The organism is Bradyrhizobium sp. CCGUVB1N3, from assembly GCF_024199925.1.
Classification (GTDB): domain Bacteria; phylum Pseudomonadota; class Alphaproteobacteria; order Rhizobiales; family Xanthobacteraceae; genus Bradyrhizobium.
This window is the reverse complement of record NZ_JANADR010000001.1, coordinates 6,306,114-6,321,150: the sequence shown is the minus strand read 5'-3', so window position 1 is coordinate 6,321,150 and position 15,037 is coordinate 6,306,114. Positions and strand designations below refer to the sequence as shown.

14 protein-coding genes are annotated in these 15,037 nt (G+C 64.5%); 10 read left to right on the top strand and 4 right to left on the bottom strand.

Annotated features, from left to right (window positions below; all coding sequences use genetic code 11):
• The first annotated feature begins 284 nt into the window (after positions 1-284).
• The 3 genes from NLM33_RS30100 to NLM33_RS30090 all read left to right on the top strand — a co-directional run bounded on the left by NLM33_RS30100 (position 285) and on the right by NLM33_RS30090 (position 2,718).
• Positions 285-623 carry a P-II family nitrogen regulator gene (locus tag NLM33_RS30100; protein ID WP_027525082.1) on the top strand — a complete coding sequence of 113 codons (339 nt, stop codon included), beginning with the start codon at positions 285-287 and terminating at the stop codon, positions 621-623.
• Between the two features lie 37 nt (positions 624-660).
• On the top strand, positions 661-2,109 hold the full coding sequence (locus NLM33_RS30095) for an ammonium transporter (RefSeq protein WP_254101585.1): 1,449 nt from the start codon (positions 661-663) through the stop codon (positions 2,107-2,109).
• Positions 2,110-2,313: 204 nt separating this feature from the next.
• The gene (locus NLM33_RS30090; protein WP_254101583.1) at positions 2,314-2,718 is read left to right on the top strand and encodes a GFA family protein; all 405 of its coding nucleotides are present in this window, start codon (positions 2,314-2,316) and stop codon (positions 2,716-2,718) included.
• 24 nt (positions 2,719-2,742) lie between these two features.
• Here NLM33_RS30090 and NLM33_RS30085 read toward each other — a convergent pair whose 3' ends face one another.
• On the bottom strand, positions 2,743-3,528 hold the full coding sequence (locus NLM33_RS30085; protein WP_254101581.1) for a GGDEF domain-containing protein: 786 nt from the start codon (positions 3,526-3,528) through the stop codon (positions 2,743-2,745).
• 300 nt (positions 3,529-3,828) lie between these two features.
• On the opposite strand from NLM33_RS30085, the gene NLM33_RS30080 reads away from it, so the two are divergent.
• The 4 genes from NLM33_RS30080 (at position 3,829) to xth (ending at position 9,411) form a co-directional block, all read left to right on the top strand.
• Positions 3,829-5,043: an aminotransferase class I/II-fold pyridoxal phosphate-dependent enzyme gene (locus tag NLM33_RS30080; RefSeq protein WP_254101580.1), complete on the top strand. Its 1,215-nt coding sequence runs from the start codon at positions 3,829-3,831 to the stop codon at positions 5,041-5,043.
• A gap of 4 nt (positions 5,044-5,047) precedes the next feature.
• The gene (locus NLM33_RS30075) at positions 5,048-7,516 is read left to right on the top strand and encodes a DNA translocase FtsK (protein ID WP_254101579.1); all 2,469 of its coding nucleotides are present in this window, start codon (positions 5,048-5,050) and stop codon (positions 7,514-7,516) included.
• 182 nt (positions 7,517-7,698) lie between these two features.
• Positions 7,699-8,454 carry an outer membrane lipoprotein carrier protein LolA gene (locus tag NLM33_RS30070; RefSeq protein WP_371930143.1) on the top strand — a complete coding sequence of 252 codons (756 nt, stop codon included), beginning with the start codon at positions 7,699-7,701 and terminating at the stop codon, positions 8,452-8,454.
• Positions 8,455-8,595: 141 nt separating this feature from the next.
• Positions 8,596-9,411 (top strand): exodeoxyribonuclease III, encoded by an 816-nt coding sequence (xth, locus tag NLM33_RS30065; protein WP_254101578.1) that lies wholly within the window; start codon positions 8,596-8,598, stop codon positions 9,409-9,411.
• A gap of 125 nt (positions 9,412-9,536) precedes the next feature.
• Here the strand turns inward: xth and NLM33_RS30060 are convergent, their stop codons facing one another.
• A complete protein-coding gene (locus NLM33_RS30060) occupies positions 9,537-9,980 on the bottom strand; it encodes a Crp/Fnr family transcriptional regulator (RefSeq protein WP_254101577.1) in 444 nt (147 codons plus the stop codon).
• Between the two features lie 59 nt (positions 9,981-10,039).
• Positions 10,040-10,726 carry a response regulator transcription factor gene (locus NLM33_RS30055; protein WP_027525091.1) on the bottom strand — a complete coding sequence of 229 codons (687 nt, stop codon included), beginning with the start codon at positions 10,724-10,726 and terminating at the stop codon, positions 10,040-10,042.
• A 199-nt stretch (positions 10,727-10,925) separates the two neighbouring features.
• Here NLM33_RS30055 and NLM33_RS30050 point away from each other — a divergent pair, with 199 nt between their 5' ends.
• Complete coding sequence (locus NLM33_RS30050) at positions 10,926-11,486, top strand: L,D-transpeptidase (RefSeq protein WP_254101575.1); 561 nt, start codon at positions 10,926-10,928, stop codon at positions 11,484-11,486.
• Positions 11,487-11,492: 6 nt separating this feature from the next.
• Complete coding sequence (locus tag NLM33_RS30045) at positions 11,493-12,278, top strand: 2-keto-4-pentenoate hydratase (RefSeq protein ID WP_254101573.1); 786 nt, start codon at positions 11,493-11,495, stop codon at positions 12,276-12,278.
• Positions 12,279-12,431: 153 nt separating this feature from the next.
• Here NLM33_RS30045 and NLM33_RS30040 read toward each other — a convergent pair whose 3' ends face one another.
• Positions 12,432-13,121, bottom strand: coding sequence for a YggS family pyridoxal phosphate-dependent enzyme (locus NLM33_RS30040; RefSeq protein WP_254105954.1), 690 nt, complete (start codon positions 13,119-13,121; stop codon positions 12,432-12,434).
• A gap of 109 nt (positions 13,122-13,230) precedes the next feature.
• Between NLM33_RS30040 and NLM33_RS30035 the strand changes: the two genes are divergently transcribed.
• On the top strand, positions 13,231-14,928 hold the full coding sequence (locus NLM33_RS30035) for a diguanylate cyclase domain-containing protein (protein WP_254101571.1): 1,698 nt from the start codon (positions 13,231-13,233) through the stop codon (positions 14,926-14,928).
• Positions 14,929-15,037 lie beyond the last annotated feature (109 nt).

Genomic DNA, 15,037 nt, shown 5'->3' with positions numbered 1-15,037 from the left:
TTCGCTGCCTGACACGTGAGCAACATTGTGCCGGCAGATTGATGTGCATTCATTTTGAGCAGGCGTGACTACGTTTTGGGCGCGGCGTATTAGCGCAGTGCAGCGCGACACCCGCAAAGCGGGAAAAGCCTCGCATTCATAATCCGTTAGGCAACGCCTTCGATCTGGCACGGCATTTGATTCTAAGGGGCCCGGCTGTGCCCGCGGTGTGACGCTCTCGTCGTGGTGAACCAGTCGAGAACGCCCGGCCACGTCCGGACCGGGCCCAAGCGGGGATAGGACCCATGAAAATTGTTATGGCGATTATCAAGCCATTCAAGCTGGAAGAAGTCCGTGACGCCCTGACCGCCATCGGCGTTCACGGTCTTACGGTGACGGAAGTCAAGGGATACGGCCGGCAGAAAGGCCATACGGAAATCTATCGCGGCGCCGAATACGCCGTGAGCTTCCTGCCCAAGATCAAGATCGAGGTCGCCGTCGCCTCCGACCAGGTCGACAAGACCATCGACGCCATCACGTCGGCTGCGAAAACCGGACAGATCGGCGACGGCAAGATCTTCGTCATCAGCCTCGACCATGCGGTCCGCATCCGCACTGGCGAGGCCGACGCCGCGGCACTTTGATTTCGCGCTCAACCTTATCGAATCAGGAGAAAATGAAATGACGTTTAAGCGTCCCTATGGCGCGGGACTGGCCGCCCTCGCAGTCGGCATGTTCGCTGCGACCGCAGCCTACGCCGAGCCAACGGTCAACAAGGGGGATAACGCCTGGATGCTGACATCGACAGTGCTCGTGCTGTTGATGACGATCCCGGGTCTTGCGCTGTTCTATGGCGGCCTCGTCCGCTCCAAGAACATGCTCTCGGTTCTCGCCCAGGTCTTCTACACGGTCTGCGTCGTCACCGTGCTTTGGGCCCTCTACGGCTACAGCCTCGCCTTCACCGGCGGTTCCGACTTCATCGGCGGCTTCTCCAAGGCCTTCATGATGGGCATCACGACGGACTCGAAGGCGGCGACCTTCAGCGTCGATGCCAACATCTCGGAGCTCGTCTATGTCTGCTTCCAGATGACCTTCGCGGCGATCACGCCCGCCCTCATCGTCGGCGCCTTTGCCGAGCGCATGAAGTTCTCGGCGGTCGCGCTGTTCATCCCGCTCTGGGTCACGCTGATCTACTTCCCGATTGCGCACATGGTCTGGTACTGGCCGGGTCCGGACTTGATCCAGGACGCTGCCAAGGCGCTGGCTGCTGCGGGTGATGCTGCGGCGAAGACGGCGGCCCAGGCCAAGCTCGACGAGATCAACGCCGACGCCGGCTGGATCTTCAAGAAGGGCGCCATCGACTTCGCGGGCGGCACCGTGGTGCACATCAACGCCGGCATTGCCGGTCTCGTTGGTGCGCTCCTGATCGGCAAGCGCACCGGCTACGGCAAGGAGCTGATGGCCCCGCACTCGCTGACCATGACCATGATCGGCGCCTCGCTGCTCTGGGTCGGCTGGTTCGGCTTCAACGCCGGCTCCAACCTCGAAGCCAACGGCGGCGCTGCGCTCGCCATGACCAACTCCTTCGTCGCCACCGCGGCCGCTGCGCTCGCGTGGATGTTCGCGGAGTGGATCGTGAAGGGGCATCCCTCCGTGCTCGGCGCGCTCTCGGGCGCCGTCGCGGGCCTCGTGGCGGTCACGCCTGCGGCCGGCTACTCCGGCCCGATGGGTGCGATCGTTCTCGGCCTCGTCGTCGGCATCGTCTGCCTGTTCTTCTGCACCGTGGTGAAGAACGCCCTCGGCTACGATGACTCGCTCGACGTGTTCGGCGTGCACTGCGTCGGCGGCATCGTCGGCGCGCTCGGCACCGGCATCCTCGTCAACCCGGCGCTGGGTGGTGCGGGCATCATCGACTACACGGCGATCCCGCCGAAGGTCGCCGATTACGACCTCGTGGCGCAGATGACCTCCCAGGTCTGGGGCGTCGGCACCACGCTGGTGTGGTCGGGCATCGGCTCGGCGATCCTCTACAAGGTCGTCGACGTGATCGTCGGCCTGCGCGCCAATGTCGAGACCGAGCGTGAAGGCCTCGACATCACCGAGCACACCGAACGCGCTTACAACATGTAACGCTCTCCTCCCGGATGCGATCTCTTCGGGGATCGCATCCAGAACTACGGTTTGGGCACATACCCGGCAATGCCCCGACCGTTGAGGGGCTCCAGCGCAAGCTGGAGCCCCTTTCTTTTGGCGGTGTCACAAAAGAAAAACTTGCCAAGTAAGCCGGCCGGCGCCGAAATAGCGGCCTCAACGAACAACAAAAGGGAGGTCGTCATGCGGCTCGAAGGTGGATGCTATTGCGGCGAGGTGCGTTACGTCGCCGAGGGCGATCCGATGATGCAGGCGCAATGCCATTGCCGCGAATGCCAGTACATCTCGGGCGGCGCACCCAACACGTTCATCGCCATGCCGGCGGCCGGCTTCACCTACATCACCGGCCAGCCCAAGCAGTTCACCCGCAAGGACCTCGAGCACGCGGTGACGCGGGAGTTCTGCGCCGAATGCGGCACGCATCTGGTGACGAAAGTGCCGGGCCTGCCAGCCGCGATCGTGAAGGTCGGCACGCTGGACGAGCCGGCGCAGTTCCATCCGCAGCTGGCGATCTACACCTGCGACAAGCAGGAATTCCACCAGATCCCCGCCGGCATTCCGACATTCGAGAAGCTGCCGGCGCGGTAGAACATCGCCTCGATGGACGCGTGATCACGCCGCCACGAGCGCGCGCTCGTCGGCCTCGACCACGCGATCACGGCCGCGGCGCTTGGCAGCATAGAGCGCGCGGTCGGCGATCCGGATCAGCTCGGCGAGCTCGGCGTCCGCACAGGACACCGTGAAGCCGAGGCTGATGGTGACGCGCTCGAGATTTTCACCGATCGGGATTTCGCGGCTCGCGCAGGTCGTGCGCAGCGCCTCGGCATGCCGCTCGGCCTGGTCGCGGGTGACGCCGACCATGAGGCCGGCAAATTCCTCGCCGCCATAGCGCGCGACCAGCACGCCCTCGGTCCGCGCCAGCTGCCGCAGCACGTCGGCGACCTCGACCAGCACCTTGTCGCCGGCGTCATGGCCGAAGCGGTCGTTGATCGACTTGAAATGGTCGATGTCACACAGGAACACCGTCACCGGCACGCTGCGCTTGCGCGCCGAGGTCAGCGCGAGCGCCGCCGCATCATCGAAGCCGCGCCGATTGAAGAGGCCGGTGAGCTGGTCGGTCTGGGAGATGCGCGCGAGCTCGCTGCGGGTCAGCGTCAGTTCCTGCATCAGAAGCGCCGAGCGATAGCTGAGCGCGCCGGACAGCGAGGCCGAGATCCCGGTGGCGATGCAGAGGCTGAAGCCGATGATGTAGCCGACGCTCACGGTCGCACTGAAGTCGGTGCCGAGATGCAGCAGCAGCGTCGATGCGGTCATCACGATGGTGAGGCTGGCCGCGATCGCCGCGCGCCTCGCCGTGTGGCGAAGCACATCGCCATGTGTTGCAATCTGAATGGTCACCCGCCGCCCCCGCTTGTTGCTGAGAGCCATAACACCGGCGGGATCAGCGAATCGCCGAGCCGAAAGCCTTCTTGGAGGAGGGGGTTAATGGGGTGCGACGAGCTTGCCTAAAATGCCGGGAAACGGAACCGGGGATGGCCGCGCATCCCCTTGTTCACGGCGGCAATTATTCGGCTCTGGACGGGGGGACCGACCGATGGTTAATCGCGTCTTAACCTCGCCCTATCTATGGTGAACTGAACCGCTTCCGGCCGGTGCGACCTGCAACCGGCAGTTCCAAGAGTGCTGGCGCCCCAACGTATGGCTATGACCGCTTCATCCCGTGCGCCGCAGGGCAGTGGAAGCTCTGATTCCGAACGCTCGCCCTTCGTCCGGCTGAACGAGCTCCTGGCCCCGTACCAGCCGGGCAAGTCCTTGATTACGCTTGCGGTTGGCGAGCCGCAGCATCCGGTACCCGACTTCGTCGGCCCGGTGCTGGCAAAGCACATCGCCGATTTCGGCCGCTATCCGCTGAACAATGGCATCGAGCCGTTCCGTAAAGCTGCGGCCGCCTGGCTCGGCCATCGCTTCAACCTGCCCCGGCCGATCGATCCCGCAAGCGAGGTCCTCGTTCTCAATGGCAGCCGCGAGGGGCTGTTCCTCGCGGCGATCACCGCCGCGCGCTATGTCGGCCCGCGCCCCGGCAAGCCTGCGATCCTGATGCCGAACCCGTTCTACCCGGTCTATGGCGCCGGTGCCCGCGCAGCGGCTTGCGAGCTGGTCTACCTGCCGACGACGGTCGAGAATGGTTTCCTGCCCGACCTCGATGCGATCGACGAGGCGACGCTGGCGCGCACGGTGGCGTTCTATCTGGCTTCGCCCGCCAATCCGCAGGGCTCGGTCGCCTCTCCCGACTATTTCAAGCGATTGAAGCAGCTCGCCGACCGCTATGGCTTCGTCATCCTCAGCGACGAGTGCTATTCGGAGATCTATACGCGGGAAGCGCCGGGCAGCGCGCTCGAATACGCCGGCCCCGACTTCACCCGCGTCGTCGCCTTCCAGTCGCTCTCCAAGCGCTCGAACCTGCCGGGCCTTCGCGTCGGCTTTGCCGCCGGCGACCGGAAATTCATCAGCCTGTTTCTCGAGCTGCGCAGCGTGGCGGCGCCACAGGTGCCGGTGCCGCTCCAGCATGTCGCCACCATTGCCTATGGCGACGAGGCGCATGTCGAGGAGAACCGCAGGCTCTACCGCATCAAGTTTGATCTCGCCGACCAGATCCTCGGCAACCGCTACGGCTATCGCCGGCCCGACGGCGGCTTCTGCGTCTGGCTCGACACCTCGCCACTCGGCAGCGACGAGGCCGTGACCTTGAAACTCTGGAAGGAAGCCGGCGTGCGCGTCGTGCCGGGCAGCTACCTGGCGCGCCTCCAGCCGGACGGTTTCAATCCGGGCGCAGGCTTCATTCGCCTGGCGCTGGTGCAGAACGGCGAGGTCACCGCCGAGGCGCTGCACCGGCTGGTCGCGACGTTGGGTTAGGCGGATGAGCATGTCGGCAATCGAACGTGTCATCCCCCTGGTCGCACACCTGCCGCCGTCGATCCGTGACGCGCTGACGCGCCGTGTGCGCGAGCTGACCGGTCTCGGCCTGGTCGCGTTGTCCGGCGTCGCCGCAACCGCGCTGATGACCTGGTCGGTACAGGACCCCAGCCTCAGCCACGCCACCTCGCGGCCGATCCGCAATATCCTCGGCTATGCCGGCGCGATCGGCGCCGATCTCGCGATGCAGATTCTCGGTCTCGGCGCGATCATGCTGATCCTGACCATCGCGGTGTGGGGCTGGCGCATGATGACCCACCGCCCGTTCGATCGCGAGGCGCTGCGGCTCGGCTGCTGGATCCTCTGCACGGTGATCGCGGCGGGTTTTGCGAGCTGCTGGCCGCATGGCGGCGCATGGCCGCTGCCGACAGGGCTCGGCGGTGTGGTCGGCGACGCGCTGGTGCGCGCACCGGCCGTGATCTTCGGACCCGCAGGCGCCATCTATCGCATGGTGCTCGGAACAATCCTGTTCGTCGCGATGGCCGCGACGTTCCTGATCGCCTGCGGCCTCGGCGCACGCGAGCGTGACGACGAGCTGACGCCGATCGAGGATGACGACACCCCGTTCGAGGAAGGGGGCGAGGATCGCGGCTCGGTGTCGCTTGGCTGGCTGTTCCATGCGCTGATGAGCACGAAGGCGCGGATCGTCTGGCTGTGTGGTGCCGCCTATCGCTCGCTGGTCTCGAGCGGATCGAAACCGCGTACCGCATCGTTCGATCGCCAGGAACCCAGTCTCGGCGGCCGCGCAGCGCCTTCGATCTCGCCGCACGCCGAGGACGAGGATTACGAGGAGGAAGACGAGGAAGAGGGCGACGAGGAGGAGGAAGAGGCGCCGGCCGCGCGCGCCCCGCGCAAGAAGGCTGCACCGAAAGCGTCGTCGAAGAAATCCTCAGACAAGTTCGACCTTCCATCCGTCTCCATGCTGGCCGCGCCGAAGGCTGGCGATCGCCAGCCGCTCAGCAAGGCCGAGCTGGAAACCAATTCGCGTTCGCTTGAAGGCGTGCTCGGGGATTTCGGTGTGCGCGGCGAGATCGTCAAAGCCAATCCGGGTCCGGTCGTCACGCTGTACGAGCTGGAGCCGGCACCCGGCATCAAGTCGTCGCGCGTGATCGGCCTTGCCGACGACATCGCGCGCTCGATGAGCGCGCTGTCGGCGCGCGTCGCCGTCGTGCCCGGCCGCAACGCCATCGGCATCGAATTGCCGAACGCCCATCGCGAGAAAGTTTACCTGCGCGAGCTGCTGGTGGCGAAGGAGGCGACCGAGACGGTTGCAAAACTGCCGCTCTGCCTCGGCAAGACCATCGGCGGCGATCCCGTCATCATCGACCTGGCGCGCACGCCGCACATGCTGATCGCCGGCACCACCGGCTCGGGCAAGTCGGTCGCGATCAACACCATGATCCTCAGCCTGGTCTACCGGCTGCGCCCGGACCAGTGCCGGCTGATCATGGTCGATCCGAAGATGCTCGAACTCTCCGTCTATGACGGCATCCCGCATCTGCTCACCCCCGTCGTGACCGATCCGAAGAAGGCGGTGGTCGCGCTGAAATGGGCCGTGCGCGAGATGGAAGAGCGCTACAAGAACATGGCCAAGCTCGGCGTGCGCAACATCGACGGCTACAATGCGCGCCTGCTCGAAGTGAAGGCCAAGGGCGAGGAGCCGACGCGCACGGTGCACACCGGTTTCGACAAGGAGACCGGCAAGGCGATCTACGAGGAAGAGAAGCTCTCGCTCGAGCCGCTGCCCTACATCGTGATCATCGTCGACGAAATGGCCGACCTGATGATGGTCGCCGGCAAGGACATCGAAGGTGCGGTGCAGCGCCTCGCGCAGATGGCGCGCGCCGCCGGCCTGCACGTGATCCTCGCGACGCAGCGTCCGTCGGTCGACGTCATCACCGGTACCATCAAGGCGAACTTCCCGACCCGCATCGCCTTCCAGGTCACCTCCAAGATCGACAGCCGCACGATCCTGGGCGAGATGGGCGCCGAGCAGCTGCTCGGCCAGGGCGACATGCTCTACATGGCCGGCGGCGGCCGCATCAGCCGCGTGCACGGCCCGTTCGCCTCCGACGAGGAGGTCGAGAAGGTAGTGCGTCACCTCAAGACCCAGGGACAGCCGGAATATCTCGAAGCGGTCACCGCGGAAGAACCTGCCGAGGACGAAGACGGCGCGGTTTTCGACGCCACCGGCATGGGGGCGGACGGCGGTGGCGACCTGTTCGCGCAGGCCGTTGCGATCGTCAAACGCGACCGCAAGGCCTCCACCAGCTACATCCAGCGCCGGCTCCAGATCGGCTACAACCGCGCCGCCTCGCTGATGGAGCGCATGGAACTGGAAGGCATTGTCGGACCGGCCAATCATGCCGGCAAACGCGAGATTCTGGTCGAGGAAGAGGACAGCCATATGTGAGGCACAAAGGCGCAAAGCGCCGAACCGGCCCTCACAATGAGTTTTTCACGCAAAAACGATATCCGCTTTTGCCCGAAACCACGGTAAAAGGGCGTCCAGCCACACAGGATGACGCGTTGACCGGAAATCCAGATATTCGATTTGCTGCCTCCTTCGCCGCGCGCAGCGCGCGCCTGGCGCGCATGCTCGTCATCACGGCGTCGATGGCTGCCGCCAGCGCGACGTCGTTCGCGCAGACCGTGCCCGTTCCGAAACCCGCGCCGAAGGGCCGCGACGGCGGGCAGATGAGCGGCGGACCCGCCACGACCGGCGCCACCCAGACACCGCCCAATCCGATCATTCCGGATCCGCGCCGCAACGTGCCGAGCAGCATCTTCCAGACCTTTGACGACAAGCAGAAGGCGCAGGCCGCCAGGGTCAGCACCTATCTGTCGTCGTTGCAGACGCTGGTCGGCAATTTCGTGCAGGTCGGGCCCGACGGCAGCAAGACGCAAGGCGACTTCTACATCCAGAAGCCCGGCAAGATGCGCGTCGAATACGATCCGCCCAATCCGATCGACATCATCGCCGACGGATCCTCGCTCGTGGTGCGCGACCGCAAGCTCGCGACCCAGGACGTCTATCCGCTGTCGCAGACGCCGCTGCGCTTCTTGCTCTCGGACCGCATCGACCTGATGAAGGACACCAACGTCATCAGCGTCACCGCGGACGATCTGTTCATCAGCGTCACCATCGAGGAGAAGCAGGCGCTGATCGGCACCAGCCGCCTGCTGTTGATGATCGGCGCCAAGGACGGCCAGTTGAAGCAATGGACGGTGACCGACCCGCAGGGCTACGACACCACATTCGCGGTCTATAATCTCGACAGCACCAAGAAGCTCGATCCGAACATGTTCAAGATCGACTTCACCAATTACAACGTCCCGTCGCCGGGTTGAGCCGCGGTGTCGTAGGGTGGGCAAAGCGAAGCGTGCCCACCATTTTTGCACGAAGTTGAGAGAAGAAGTTGAGAGAAGACGGTGGGCACGGCGCTTTGCGCCTTTGCCCACCCTACGAGAGCTTGCTATGACGCATCCCTCATGCGTCTCTCCCTGACAACCTGGAACATCAATTCGGTGCGGCTGCGCATCGATCTCGTCGCCAAATTCCTCAAGAGCGCGCGGCCGGACGTGCTGTGCCTCCAGGAGACCAAGTGCATCGATGATGCCTTTCCGCTGAAGCGATTCAAGCGGCTCGGCTATGAGCACGTCGCACTGAACGGGCAGAAGGGTTATCACGGCGTCGCCATCGTCTCGAAACTTCCCTTCGAGGCGACCGACATCCGCACCTTCTGCGACAAGATCGATTCGCGCCACATCTCGGTGTCGTTCGGCGAGAAGGCGCAGATCGCAAAGCCGCTGGTGCTGCACAATTTCTACGTTCCCGCCGGCGGCGACATTCCCGATCCCGCGCTGAACGAGAAGTTCGACCACAAGCTTCGCTTCCTCGACGAGCTGAAGGCGTGTGAGCCGCTGCATCCGCGCGGGGAGGATCGCCACATCCTGGTCGGCGATCTCAACGTTGCGCCGCATGAGAACGACGTGTGGTCGCACAAGCAGCTGTTGAAGGTGGTTTCGCACACGCCGATCGAAACCGAGAAGCTGCTGGCGGCACTGAACGCCGGCGAATGGGTCGACGTCGCGCGCGAGCGCATTCCGATGTCGGAGAAGGTCTATACGTGGTGGAGCTACCGCGCCGCCGACTGGACCGTCGGCGACCGCGGCCGCAGGCTCGACCACATCTGGGTCTCGCGCGCGCTCAAGGATGCGGTCAGCGATTTCAGGATTCTTCGCGATGCGCGGAGCTGGGAGCGGCCGTCCGACCACGTGCCGGTGACGGTGACGCTGGATGTGTGACCGCGAAGCTGTGTCCTCATCCTGAGGAGACCGCGAAGCGGTCGTCTCGAAGGATGGCGGCGGGGCGAGATCCGGGCCTTCATGGTTCGAGACGGCGCTACGCGCCTCCTCATCATGAGGAGCAACTACGAATTCAGCTTCGAGCCCGCCATCAGAATGTCGCTCGCGATCTGGCTCGACCGGATCGCGAACTCGTCGCGCAGGCGGAGGGCGGCAGCCGGATCGCTCTCCAGCACGCGCTGAAACAGGCTGCGGGCGACGCGGATGACGGAGGAATGCTCCAGCGCAATCGCACTCGAGGGACGCTTCATCGGCACCACCAGCGCAAGCTCGCCGATCAGGGTACCCGGGCCGGCGATCATCTCGGCGCCGGCGCCATCCTCGACGCGAAAAGCGCCGCGCTGAACCACGAAGCCGGCGTCCGCATCCTCGCCCAGGTTGAACAGCACATCGCCGCGCACGAAATCGCGCTGCTCGGAGCCGATCGCCAACATGCGCAGCGAGGCGTCTCCCAACAGGCGCAGTGTCGGGACACGCTCGAGCAGCGCTACGTCGTCGTCGATTGACATTCAGGTCCGTGGCTCAAGGGCCCGCGATCTAAAACGATTCGCAGGGCCTTCGGAGCGTATCACGGCACCAGCTTGTAGCCACCGGCTTCCGTGACCAGGATTTCCGGGTTGGCGGCGTCCTTCTCGATCTTCTGGCGGAGACGGTAGATGTGGGTTTCCAGCGTGTGGGTGGTGACGCCGGAATTATAGCCCCAGACCTCCTGAAGCAGCGTCTCGCGCGAGACCGGCATCTGGCCGGCGCGGTAGAGGAAGCGCAGGATGGCGGTTTCCTTCTCGGTCAGCCGCACCTTGCGGGCGTTGGCCGCGGTCAGCATTTTTGAACCCGGGCGGAAGCTGTAGGGCCCGACCGAGAACACCGCGTCCTCGCTGGCTTCATGCTGACGAAGCTGGGCGCGGATACGCGCCAGCAGCACGGCGAAGCGGAAAGGCTTTGCGACATAGTCGTTGGCGCCGGATTCCAGGCCCAAAATCGTATCGGAATCCGTATCGTGCCCGGTCAGCATGATGATCGGGGCCTTGAAGCCGCCCTTGCGCAGGCTGCGCACCACCTCGCGGCCATCGGTGTCGGGCAGGCCGACATCCATCAGCACGAGATCGGGGGAATTGGCCTTTGCGGCGCTCGCACCCTTCGCGCCGGTATCGACGGCGGAGGCTTCGAACTCCTCGTGCAGCGATAATTGCTCCACCAACGTATCGCGCAGATCGGAATCGTCATCCACGATCAGGATCTTGCGGGCATTGGCCATGGGGTCATCCTTTTGGAGTCGAACTCCGACGCGCATGCCGCGTGAGAGCTGCGATTGGTAAGTTAGAGGTCGCCGTTATTATTGTTGTTCGTCTTGAAGTAGTGGGCTGTTACCGATTCACAAGCCAGAACTACTCTAACTCAGAATAGCAGGGCTTTTCGATGAATGTCCTGTAATGAAGCCGACACCGCGCCTTCACATGAAAACACGAGCTATCTCAACTGCTTACGCCAAGAACCGACCGCTTTCCACGATCCGGGTGAGGGCGTCGGCCGGTAATCCGCGGCGGGGCTGGCTGACCGCCGGACCCCTGACGATTCCCGTGGCGCTCGGCCGCGGCGGCATTCGCGCCAACAAGCGCGAGGGTGATGGCGGCACGCCGAAGGGCAGCTTTCGGCCGCGGCAGCTCTGGTGGCGGGGCGACCGCCACAGCCGGCCGCAGACCTTTCTGCCGGTCCGCGCCATTCAGCCTGAGGACGCCTGGTGCGAAGACCCAAGCGACCGCCATTACAACCGGCCGATCCGGCGAGGGTCGGAGCAGGGCGGCGACCGGCTGACGCGCGCCGACCAGCTCTACGACTTCATCGTCGAGATCGACCACAACACGCGGCCGCGCATACCGGGCCGCGGCAGCGCGGTGTTTTTGCATCTGGCGCGCGACAATTTCGGGCCGACCGCGGGTTGTGTTTCCATGAGGCAAGCCGCGATGGTGCAATTGTTGCGGCGCCTGGGGCCAAGGACCAGGATCATCATCGGGTGAGGGACCATGCTCGACGAGAAGCATATCAGGGCTGCATCGCGCGTGCTCGCGGGTCACTGGCGCGCCGGCACCAAGCTTGATGCGCTCGAGAGCTCGTTGCGTCCACACACGCGCAGCGAGGGCTACGCCATCCAGGCCGCGCTCGAATCCGCTTCAAGCGGCAAGCTGTTCGGCTGGAAGATCGCGGCGACCAGCGAGGCCGGGCAGAAGCACATCAACGTAGCGGGCCCGATGGCCGGACGCATCCTGAGCGACACCGTCATCGCCGATGGCGGCACGGCCTCGATGAGGGGCAACGCGATGCGGGTGGGCGAGCCGGAATTTGCCTTTCGCATGGCGCGCGATCTGCCGCCGCGATCCTCAAGCTATGGCGTCGAGGAGGTACTTGCAGCGGTCGACACGCTGCATCCCGCGATCGAGATTCCGGATTCGCGCTTTGCCGATTTCGTCAGCGCCGGCGAGGCACAGCTCATCGCCGACAATGCCTGCGCGCATCTGTTCGTGCTGGGGCCGCCGGCGACGGCAAACTGGCGTGCGATGGATCTCGTTGAGGAGCGGCCGGAGATCACGCTGCGCGGCCAGCGCTATGTCGGCCATGGCAAGAACGTGCTCGGCGATCCCCATGTCGCGCTGGCCTGGCTCGTCAACGAGCTGCGCGCGCTCGGCATCACGTTGCGGGCAGGGGAGGTGGTGACGACAGGCACCTGCCATCCGCCGCTGCCGATCGAGGCCGGCGATCATCTGGCGGCGGATTTTGGCGTGCTTGGGAAGGTGTCGGTGAGATTCGTGTAGACGCCTCTATGTCGTCCTGGCGAAAGCCAGGACCCATACCGCGTGATCTATGCAATGGGCACGATGGTGGTTGCTATGATCTTCGCCAAACCAACGCTTGGGTTAATGGGTCCTGGCTTTCGCCAGGACGACCAAAAACGACTTTGCTCGTGATCAGCGATGCCCGAAGATCGCCGAGCCGACGCGGATATGCGTGGCACCTAACATGATGGCGGTGGCGAAATCGGCGCTCATGCCCATCGAGAGATTTTTCAATCCGTTGCGCGCGGCGATCTTGGCAGTGAGCGCGAAATGCGCAGCCGGCGGCTCGTTCGCCGGCGGGATGCACATCAGGCCGGATATGTTGAGCCCATAGGTGTCGCGGCAGCTTGCGATGAAGGCGTCGGCCTCGCCGGGCGCGACGCCGGCCTTCTGCGGCTCCTCGCCGATGTTGATCTGGACGAAGAGCTGCGGGTGCCTGTTCTGGGATTCGATTTCCTTGGCTAACGCTTGGCAAATGCTCGGACGGTCCACCGAGTGAATGGCGTCGAACAGCGCGACAGCCTCTTTCGCCTTGTTCGACTGCAACGGTCCGATCAGATGCAGTGCTAGATCCGAGTAACTGGAAATTAACGCCGGCCACTTCGCTTTGGCTTCCTGCACGCGATTCTCGCCGAATACGCGCTGCCCGGCCGCGATGACCGGTGTAATTGCATCCGCAGCAAACGTCTTCGACACCGCGATCAGCGTCACCGCAGCGTGATCGCGCTGCGCGTCCTTGCAGGCGCGCGCGATCTCCTGCTCCACGGCGGCGAGCGCATTTGGTGAATGCCCGGTTAGCGGCAAGGCGTTGGCTTCTGTCATGACGTCGCTCGAGACCCGTGTCTCTACGGAGGTAGTTCCAATTTTACCGAGTTCAAGAAAGGCTTCTTGAACCCTTGGAACTATGTTGTGCGCGGGGTGGGTAGCACAAATGGCCAACGTCAGTCTCAACCGCAAACGCGCGAAACTCAAGCAGGTTCTCGGAATCCGGGCCCGGCTTGCGTTGCTCGCGGTGATTCTGGTGGCGCCCTTGATGCTGGAGCGCATCCGCTCGCTCGAGGACGCGCGCGTCAAGCAGATCGCGCAGGCAACAACCGAGTTCACCACCGTCGCGAGACACAGCGCGGACGCGCAGCGCGAGGTGATTTCGTCGGTCGAGACGATTTTGAAATCCGAGGCTTTCATCCGCGCTTCCGCCGGCGGCGTCAGCAAGAGCTGTGACGTGCTGCGCGCGAGCCTGCCGACCAGCCTGCCCTGGATCCGCACGCTGCTGATCGCCGGCCAGGACGGCCGCATCCAGTGCTCGACCAACAACATGTATGTCGGCCTCGACTTGAGTGACCGGCCCTATTTCCAGCAGGCGCAGGAGACCGGCCGCTTCGTGCTCTCCGATTTCCTGCTGTCAAAGCCCGCGCAGACGCCGACCGTGATGGCGGTCTATCCGGTCTCCGCACTCTCGGGCACCTCTGACGCCGTCGTGCTCGCGACCGTGAACCTCGACTGGATGTCGAAGATCATGAACAATCTGGGCGGCCGCTCCGGCATTTCGGCCGTGCTGGTCGACAGCGCCGGCACGGTGCTGGCCGCGCCCGCCGATCAGTCCAGCGCGGTCGGACGCCCGCTCGACAATCTGCCGCTGATGTCGGCGATCGCCGACATGGCGCTGCGCTCGGATCAGGACGAGGGATCGCTGTCCTTTTTGGCGGTCGACGGCTCGCACCGCGCGGTCAGCTACATCCGCATCGCCGGCACCAATGCGCGCCTGATCGCCAGCATCGACGAGGACAAGGTGTCCGCCGCTGTCAGCCGCGACATCCGCACCGCCTATCTCCAGCTCGCCTTCGTCGTCGTCTTCGTCCTGCTCGGCGCGCTGATCGCGGCTGAAAAACTCGTGATCAAGCCGATCGAGATGCTCGCCGACATGGCCAAGCGCTTTGGCGAGGGCGACCTCTCGGCCCGCGCCGCGCGCAACCGCCTGCCCGCCGAGTTCGTGCCGCTCGCCCGCGCCTTCAACGCGATGGCAGCCCAGCTCGGCCAGCGCGAGCGCGAGCTGATCGCGAGCAACGACCGGCTGACGGTGATGGCCTCGATCGACATGCTGTCGGGCCTTGCCAACCGCCGCGGCTTCCAGAGCCGCCTCGATTTCGAATGGATGCGCGCGCAGCAATACGACAGCAACCTGTCGCTGCTGATGATCGACGTCGACCATTTCAAGCTCTTCAACGACACCTATGGCCATCTCGAGGGTGATTCCTGCCTGACCAGGCTCGGCGAGACGCTGTCGGGGATCGCTGCCGACACCATGGGCTTTGCCGCGCGCTATGGCGGCGAGGAGTTTTGTCTCCTGCTGCCGAACACGGACCTCACGCGCGCCATCGAGATCGGCGAGAACGTGCGTGCCGCCGTGCTGCGGCTGTGCCTGCCGCACATCACCTCGAGCCACATGATCGTCACCGTCTCGATCGGCGTCGCCGCGGCGCGGCCCGACGAGGCCTTGCGTCCGGGCGATCTGATCGAAGCGGCCGATGCTGCGCTCTACGCCGCCAAACATCGCGGCCGCAACACCGTCGTCGAGCACGGTTTGGTGCAGGAGAGCGAAGGCGCCGCAGAGATGGCGATGGTGGGCTGAAACAGCCCCCGCTCAGGCCGTTTTGAAGCCCTTAGACGTTGACCCCACAGCGGTTTTTATGGCCTAGTCCGCCGTCTTTACGACGGCCGAACCTTAGAAACCCAACGAT